Source organism: Phenylobacterium sp., assembly GCF_041920015.1.
Taxonomy (GTDB): domain Bacteria; phylum Pseudomonadota; class Alphaproteobacteria; order Caulobacterales; family Caulobacteraceae; genus Phenylobacterium.
The window spans coordinates 1-7,489 of record NZ_JAYRST010000113.1; the positions used below are offsets into that span (position 1 = coordinate 1).

General features: G+C 68.9%; 10 protein-coding genes. 2 read left to right on the plus strand and 8 right to left on the minus strand.

What is annotated here, in order from left to right; all coding sequences use genetic code 11:
- Nucleotides 1-140: 140 nt before the first annotated feature.
- The 7 genes from ACE3TL_RS15915 to leuC all read right to left on the minus strand — a co-directional run bounded on the left by ACE3TL_RS15915 (nt 141) and on the right by leuC (nt 5,594).
- Nucleotides 141-494 carry a DUF6481 family protein gene (locus ACE3TL_RS15915; protein WP_374579655.1) on the minus strand — a complete coding sequence of 118 codons (354 nt, stop codon included), beginning with the start codon at nt 492-494 and terminating at the stop codon, nt 141-143.
- A gap of 93 nt (nt 495-587) precedes the next feature.
- Nucleotides 588-1,640 (minus strand): 3-isopropylmalate dehydrogenase, encoded by a 1,053-nt coding sequence (gene leuB / locus ACE3TL_RS15920; protein ID WP_374579648.1) that lies wholly within the window; start codon nt 1,638-1,640, stop codon nt 588-590.
- A gap of 28 nt (nt 1,641-1,668) precedes the next feature.
- Nucleotides 1,669-1,971, minus strand: coding sequence for a putative quinol monooxygenase (locus ACE3TL_RS15925; protein ID WP_374579649.1), 303 nt, complete (start codon nt 1,969-1,971; stop codon nt 1,669-1,671).
- Complete coding sequence (leuD, locus tag ACE3TL_RS15930) at nt 1,968-2,579, minus strand: 3-isopropylmalate dehydratase small subunit (RefSeq protein WP_374579650.1); 612 nt, start codon at nt 2,577-2,579, stop codon at nt 1,968-1,970. The genes ACE3TL_RS15925 and leuD overlap by 4 nt, the downstream gene beginning before the upstream one ends.
- Before the next feature lie 26 nt (nt 2,580-2,605).
- A complete protein-coding gene (locus ACE3TL_RS15935; RefSeq protein ID WP_374579656.1) occupies nt 2,606-3,463 on the minus strand; it encodes a VOC family protein in 858 nt (285 codons plus the stop codon).
- Nucleotides 3,460-4,170, minus strand: a complete 711-nt coding sequence (locus tag ACE3TL_RS15940; protein WP_374579651.1) for a hypothetical protein — start codon at nt 4,168-4,170, stop codon at nt 3,460-3,462. Before ACE3TL_RS15940 ends, ACE3TL_RS15935 begins: the two co-directional genes overlap by 4 nt.
- On the minus strand, nt 4,170-5,594 hold the full coding sequence (leuC, locus tag ACE3TL_RS15945) for a 3-isopropylmalate dehydratase large subunit (protein ID WP_374579657.1): 1,425 nt from the start codon (nt 5,592-5,594) through the stop codon (nt 4,170-4,172). Before leuC ends, ACE3TL_RS15940 begins: the two co-directional genes overlap by 1 nt.
- Nucleotides 5,595-5,679: 85 nt before the next feature.
- Here leuC and ACE3TL_RS15950 point away from each other — a divergent pair, with 85 nt between their 5' ends.
- Entirely contained in the window at nt 5,680-6,582 is a 903-nt protein-coding gene (locus ACE3TL_RS15950) for a LysR family transcriptional regulator (RefSeq protein WP_374579652.1), read from the plus strand.
- Nucleotides 6,582-7,157 (plus strand): hypothetical protein, encoded by a 576-nt coding sequence (locus tag ACE3TL_RS15955; protein WP_374579653.1) that lies wholly within the window; start codon nt 6,582-6,584, stop codon nt 7,155-7,157. The genes ACE3TL_RS15950 and ACE3TL_RS15955 overlap by 1 nt, the downstream gene beginning before the upstream one ends.
- Before the next feature lie 57 nt (nt 7,158-7,214).
- Here the strand turns inward: ACE3TL_RS15955 and rplS are convergent.
- Nucleotides 7,215-7,489: 50S ribosomal protein L19 (rplS, locus tag ACE3TL_RS15960; RefSeq protein ID WP_374579654.1), on the minus strand; the 275-nt coding region annotated here is incomplete at its 5' end.

Below are 7,489 nucleotides of genomic sequence, written 5' to 3' on the forward strand. Positions count from 1 at the left end.
GCTCTCGCAGATCCATCGAATAGGGTCGAACCATGCAGGCTGGCCTCCGCCCAGCCCACATCTTGAATCACGATCCGCCCAAAACCGGAATCCCGCGATTCAATCAAATCCAAGCACGATCTAGCGGAAGGCGGGCCGCCCTATTTGCGGCGTTGCTTGCGGGCGGCGTAGCGCGCGTCGCGGGCCGCTTTCTGCTTGGTGCGCAACTCAAGCTCGGCGGTCTCGGCGTTGAACGCCTCGATCTCGCGGCGCAGGGCGTCGGCCTCGGCGGCGACGCGACGGCGTTCGGCGCGCTCGGCTTCGCGCTTGGCACGCAGTTCGGCCAGTTCGGCGGCTTTGATGGCGGCGCGGTCGGGTCCGTCGTCGGGGGCCGTGACGGTGGGCTTCACCTTCATCTTGGCCAGAAGAGCCTTTTTGGCTTCGAGGGACGCGGACGCGCGGTCTTGGAAACTATTGTTCTTAAGGTAGCTCATGCGTGTGTCCCCATGTCCCATCCTGCGGAAAAATGCAATCGGGTGAGGCTGCGTTTGTTCGCCGCGGATGGAATTTTCGGCCCCGGACGCCACGCATCGGGGCCGAAAAGACGGTCAGAGGGCGGCCTGGACCGCATCGCCCATCTGGACGGTGGTCAGCGCGCCGCCAAGGTCGCGGGTGCGCGCGCCGGCTTCCAGAGCCTTGACGACGGCGGCGTAGAGCCGGTCGGCGTCCTCGGCCCGGTTCAGCGACCAACGCAGGGCCATTTCCAGCGACAGGATCGCCGCCAGCGGGTTGGCGAGGTTCTGGCCGGCGATGTCGGGGGCCGACCCGTGGATCGGCTCATAGAGCCCAGGCTTGCCCGGCGCGCCGAGGGCGGCGGAAGGCAGCATGCCGAGCGAGCCGGTGAGCTGGGCCGCGGCGTCCGAGAGGATGTCGCCGAACAGGTTGTCGGTGACCATGACGTCGAACTGCTTGGGGTTCTTGACGATCTGCATGGCCGCGTTGTCGGCCAGGATGTGTTCCAGCTCGACATCGGCGTATTCGCGCTTGTGCAGGTCGGTGACCACCTCGCGCCACAGCAGGCCGCTGTCCATCACGTTGGACTTCTCGGCCGAGTGGACCTTGTTGCGGCGCCCGCGCGCCAGCTCGAAGGCCACGCGCGCCACGCGCTCGATCTCGGCGGTGGTGTAAACCTGAGTGTCGACGGCGCGCTTGCCGCCTTCCGGCAACTCCTCGATGAAGCGCGGGGAGCCGAAATAGATGCCGCCGGTCAGTTCGCGGACGATCATGAAATCCAGGCCCTGCACCAGCTCGCGCTTGAGGCTGGAGGCGTCGGCCAGGGCGTTGAAGCACAGGGCCGGGCGCAGGTTGGCGAAGACTTCCATGCCGGCGCGCAGGTTGAGCAGGCCTGCCTCCGGGCGCTTGTCGCGCGGCGCGTTCGCCCACTTCGGCCCGCCCACCGCGCCCATCAGCACGGCCTTGGCCGCCTTGGCGGCCGCCAGGGTCTCGTCGGTCAGGGGCAGGCCGTGGGCGTCGTAGCTGGCGCCGCCGAACAGGCGCTCTTCGATGACGAGGTCGGGGGTCAGGGCCTCGGCGACGCGCCGGACCTGCGCCGTCACTTCCGGGCCGATGCCGTCGCCAGGCAGGAGCAGCAGGTCAGTCATGTCGGAACCCTCGCTAGAGATCACGCGCCTAGAGTTGGCGTTCGGAGGCGACCTCGTAGGCGAATAGGCGGCGATCGGAAACCCCGAACCTCGGCCAATGGCTGCGCCAGGTCGCCATATGCGCGGTTTTGAAATGCGCATCGAGCGCAGCCTGGTCGCGCCAGGCCTCGAACACCCGGATCAGGCCCCGGTCCAGCACGTCCTCGGCGTAGGAATATTCGAGGCAGCCGTCCTCGGCGCGGCTGGCGTCGAGCATGGCGGCCATGTGCGGGCGGAAGTCGTCCAGGGCCTCGGGCGGAACCCGCACGGTCCCGGCGATGATCAGGGTCACGCCCGCTCCAGCCAGGGCTGGCTTACAGCGCGCTTGCCCTCGAAGACGTCGATGGACGGCGCGGCCTGCAAGGTCTCGCCGATAGCGTCCAGGCCCTTGAGCATCTTGTCCTTGCGGGCCGGGTCGATCTGGAAGCTGAAGGTCTTGCCGGATGGCGAGACGACCTTCTGCTGCTCGAGGTCGACGGTGACCATGTGGTTGCCGCCCTTGGCCTCGTCCATCAGGGCCTGGACCTCGTCGGCGGCGAGCACGACGGGCAGGAGGCCGTTCTGGAAGCAGTTGTTATAGAAGATGTCGGCGAAGCTGGTGGAGATCACGCAGCTTATGCCGAAGTCCATCAGCGCCCAGGGCGCGTGTTCGCGCGAGGAGCCGCAGCCGAAATTGTCGCCGGCGACCAGCACGCCCGCGCCCTTGTATTCGGGCCGGTTGAGGATGAAGTCGCTCTTTTCCTCGCCGTTCTCGTCGAACCGGAAGTCGTAGAACAGGCCGCGGCCCAGGCCCTCGCGTTCCACGGTCTTGAGGAACTGCTTGGGGATGATCTGGTCGGTGTCGATGTTCGCCAGCGGCAGCGGGGCGATCTTGGCGTCGAGGCGGGTGAAGGCTTGCATGGCTTGGTCTTTAGCAGAGGATCGGTTCAGGTCGAGGCTTGCTCGCCCTGCTGGATCACCAGGGCGGGGGCGGACACAACGCCCGATCGTACGGTGAAGACGCGGGTGCCGGGCTTTCGGCCGGTTTTCACGTCGGAAACGTCGAAACCTGCCGAAGCGATGCGGGCGTGGGCGGCCTCGATGTCGGCCACCTGCCAGGCCAGGCCGCCGGAGCGATCGGGCGCGTCGGAAACCGGCCGGTCGAGGCTCGCGCCGAACTCCACCACGCTCTCGCCGCAGCGGAAGAAAAGCTGCCGGACCTTCCAGTCGCGGTTGGAGCGGTCGAGACGCAGGTCGAGGCCGAGCTTGGCGCCGTAGACGGCGAGCGCCCGGTCGGGATTTGGCGTGTGGACGACGACGTGGTCGAGGCGGGTGATCTCGCCGGGGCCGGTCGCCTCCGACTGCGGCCAGGCGATCCCGTCGCGGGGCGGGGCGGTCAGCAGGACGTTGAGGCCGCCGGTCGCCGCGGCGTCCAGGGTCGAGGTCGTCCAGTAGCGCTTGCGGCCGTCGTCATGGGTCGAACGCACCGAGCGGGGCGCAGAGCCGGGAATCCCGCGGCGCGTCAGCAGGGCGTGGGCGGCTTCGATGTCGGGAGTGGTGAAGGCGATGGCCCAGACGCCCTCGCCCCTGGCGTCGAGATGGGCGCGGATGGTGTCGCCGAAGGCGCCTTCGCCATGGGGGGCGATGACGTCGAGCGCCATGTTGGGAAGCTGGAACCAGGCGTGGCGCGCCCCGCCGTCGCCGCCGATCCAGTTGGGCTCGCGGCCGAGCAGCCGCCTGTAGGCCTCGACGGCGGCGTCCAGGTCGCGGACGGCCAGGGCGACATGGTCGAGCGCGGAAATCATGCCCGCCAAGCCTCTTCCTCCTCGCGCTCGTCCCGCCCGAACAGCAGCCGGAAGGACGCGGCGGCGAAGGCCAGGCTGTAGAAGACCATGCCGGCGAGCGCGGCCCCGCCGAGCAGCAGCCTGGCGCGGCGCTGGGAGTTCGGGTCGACCAGGGTGCGGCCGTTCGCCGAGAGGCCGACCACGGCGCTCTTCAATACGTGGATCTCGACCGCCGAGCCTGGTTGCAGGCGCATCAGCGGGACCGGGCTGCCGCAATTGCGGCGAAGGCGGCATTCCAGGATCAGCGGGCGTGGCGACCTGTCGAGCGCGATGCCGTAGCTGCGGCCGAAGGCGCCGATCTGGTCGATGCTGGCCAGCTTGCCGGAGACGGTGCGGATGGGGCCGAAGTCGCCGAGGAAGCCGTTGGCGAACACCCAGATCCCCAGGGCCAGGATCGGCGCGCACAGGGCGACCAGCGCGGCCTCCACCGGCTTGTCGAAGCGGTCGCGGTCGTCGAAGGCCGCCTGGCTCTGACGAACGCGGAAGATCACCGCCAGCAGGCCGACGGCGGCCAGATAGCCGCCGAGCAGCATGAGCGGGCCGATCTGGCCCGGCCGGACGCCGAAGGTCCCGCCCTGGCCCATGAAGGCGGCGGCGCCCGCGCCTATCCCAGCGCAGAGGATGGGGAGCCCCCACCAGACGAGGAAGCTGGTGCGGGCGCTCATCATCAAATGAAATCCCTGACGTCGGCTATGTGGCCGGCGATGGCGGCCGCCGCGGCCATGCCCGGACTGACCAGGTGGGTCCGGCCCCCGCGGCCCTGGCGGCCCTCGAAATTGCGGTTCGAGGTCGAGGCGCAGCGCTCGCCCGGCGCCAGGCGGTCGGGGTTCATGCCCAGGCACATGGAACAGCCCGGCTCGCGCCAGTCGAAACCGGCCGCCTTGAAGATGGCGTCGAGGCCTTCCTCCTCGGCCTGGGCCTTCACCAGGCCCGAGCCCGGCACGACCATGGCCCGCACGTGCGGAGCGACCATCTTGCCGTGGACGAAGGCGTGCTGGACCACCTTGGCCGCTTCGCGCAGGTCCTCGATGCGGCTGTTGGTGCAGGAGCCGATGAAGACCACATCGATCTTCGCCTCGGTGATCGGTTGGCCGGCGGTCAGGCCCATATAGTCCAGGGCCCGCTCGGCGCTGGCGCGCTTGTCGGGGCTCGCAAAGGCCTCGGGGCTGGGCACGACGTCGGTGACGGCGATGACATCCTCGGGCGAGGTGCCCCAGGTGACCAGCGGGGCGATCTTGGCGGCGTCCAGCACGATCTCGCGGTCGAAGACGGCGTCCGCATCGGAATAGAGGGTCGTCCAGTAGGCCTTGGCCATCTCCCAGGCGCCGCCCTTGGGCGCGGCCGGCCGGCCGGCCATGTAGTCGAAGGTGGTCTGGTCGGGCGCGACCAGGCCCGCGCGGGCCCCGCCCTCGATGGTCAGGTTGCACAGGGTCATGCGGCCTTCCATCGACAGTCCGCGGATCGCCTCGCCGGCGTATTCGATGACGTAGCCGGTGCCGCCGGCGGTGCCGATCTCGCCGATGATGGCGAGCGCGATGTCCTTGGCGCCGACGCCGGGGGCCAGGGTCCCGTCGACGGTGACACGCATGTTCTTCGCCTTCTTCTGACGAAGGGTCTGGGTCGCCAGCACGTGCTCGACCTCGGAGGTGCCGATGCCGTGGGCCAGGGCCCCGAAAGCGCCGTGGGTCGAGGTGTGGGAATCCCCGCAGACGATGGTCATGCCCGGCTGGGTGCGGCCCTGCTCGGGCCCGACCACGTGGACGATGCCGTTGCGGATGTCGCCCATCGGGAAGAATTCGATCCCGTTGTCCTTGACGTTCCGCTCCAGGGTCTGGAGCTGCACGCGCGCCTCGTCGTCGGCGACGGCGGCGACGCCCTTGGCCTGGCCCTGCGTCGGGATGTTGTGGTCTGCGACCGCAAGCGTCCGGTCGGGCCGGCGCACGGGCCGGTGATTGGCGCGAAGGCCGGCGAAGGCCTGCGGCGTGGTCACCTCATGAATAAGGTGCAGGTCGATGTATAGAATGGTCTCGCCGTCCTGTTCCTCGACGACGTGCGCATCCCAGATCTTGTCGTAAAGCGTCTTGCCAACCATGGGCGGCATCTAGTTCTCGACCGGGGGCAAAGTCCAGCGCTTGCCCGCAATTGCCGAACTTTGCAGATCAGCTATTCATAGCTGCATGGCGAACGCCGAATGGGACCTTTTCCAGAGCCTTCATGCGGTCCTCCAGGCCGGCAGCCTGTCTGCGGCCGCAAAGTCGCGCGGCCTGACCCAGCCGACGCTGGGACGCCATATCGAGGCGCTGGAGCAGAAGCTGGGGGCGCCGTTGTTCCTGCGCTCGCCGCGCGGCCTGACGCCCACCGATCTCGCCCGACAACTCGAACAGCACCTGGCCGAGATGCATGCAGCCGCGGCGGCCGCCCTGCGCGACGCTTCGGGCTCGGCCGACAGCCTGAAGGGCGCGATCCGCATCACTGCCAGCCAGATCATCGGCGCCGAGGTGCTGCCGCCGATCCTGGGCGCGTTCCACGGGCGCCATCCGGAGATCGACATCGAACTGGTGCTGTCGAACAAGACCGAGGACCTGTCGCGGCGCGACGCCGACATCGCCGTGCGCATGATGCGCCCGACGCAGGGGGCCTTGCTGGCGCGCAAGGTCGGGAGTCTGGGCGTCGGGTTCTACGCCGCGCCGGACTATGTGGCCCGCCAAGGGATTCCGCAGGATCTCGCGGGTCTGCGCGAGCATGCGATGATCGGTTTCGACCGTGTCGCACCGCCGATCGAGGCGCTGAAGGACCTGGCCCTGCCCTGGGAGATCAGCCGCGACCTGTTCGCCTTCCGCTCGGACAACGACCTGGCCCAGATCGCCGCGGTCCGCGCCGGCCTCGGGATCGGGACCTGCCAGCACCAGCTCGCCCGCCGCTATGGCCTGACGCCGGTGCTGGCCGAGGCCTTCGAGTTCGAGCTGGAGGTCTGGATCGCCATGCACGAAAATCTCAAAGGGCACCGCCGCATGCGGCTGATGTTCGATCATCTGGTGGCCGGCTTCCAGGCGTTCCTGGCCGAGGGGCGGGGCGTCTGATGCGCATCCATGTCCTCGGCGCCTCGTCGTCCGGCACGACGACCCTGGGCGCGGCCCTGGCCGAGCGGCTTGACGCGGCGCATCTCGATACCGACCGCTTCTTCTGGGAGGCGACCGACCCGCCGTTCACGACCAAGCGGCCCGAGGCCGAGCGCATCGCCCTGATGGAGGCGGAGATGGCCGGGCGGCCGGACTGGGTCATCTCCGGCTCGATGATGGGTTGGGGCGAGGTGTTCAGTCCCCGCCTCGATCTCGCCGTCTTCCTGCACGTGCCGGCGCCGGTGCGGCTGGAGCGGCTGATGGCGCGCGAACGGGAGCGTTATGGCTCGGCCATCGAGCCGGGCGGGGCGATGCATGCGCAGCACCTGGAGTTCATCCAATGGGCGCGCGGCTACGATACGCCGGGTTTTCCGGGCCGCAGCCTGGAGCGTCACCGCGCCTGGCTGGCGGGCTTGCCGTGTCCGGTGATCGAGATCGCCGGGACGCCGAGCCTGGAGGAGAGCGTGGCGCGGGTGATGGAGGCTCCCGTCAGCGCCATGTGCGACAGCTCCGCGCAGCGCGAGAGGAATTCATGAACGAAAAACGGCGGCCGGATCGCTCCGGCCGCCGTCTTGAAGGGATGTTCGGGAGGCTTAGCCTTCGGTGGTCGAGGGCGGGGCTTCCTTGGCGGTCATCTGACGCTCGGCGATCCGGGCCGACTTACCGCGACGGTCGCGCAGGTAGTACAGCTTCGCCCGGCGCACGACGCCGCGACGCTTCACTTCGATGGATTCGATGTTCGGCGAGTAGAGCGGGAAGACGCGTTCCACGCCTTCGCCGAAGGAGATCTTGCGGACGGTGAAGCTCTCGTTCACGCCGCCGCCCTGACGGCCGATGCAGACGCCTTCGTAGGCCTGCACGCGCTCAC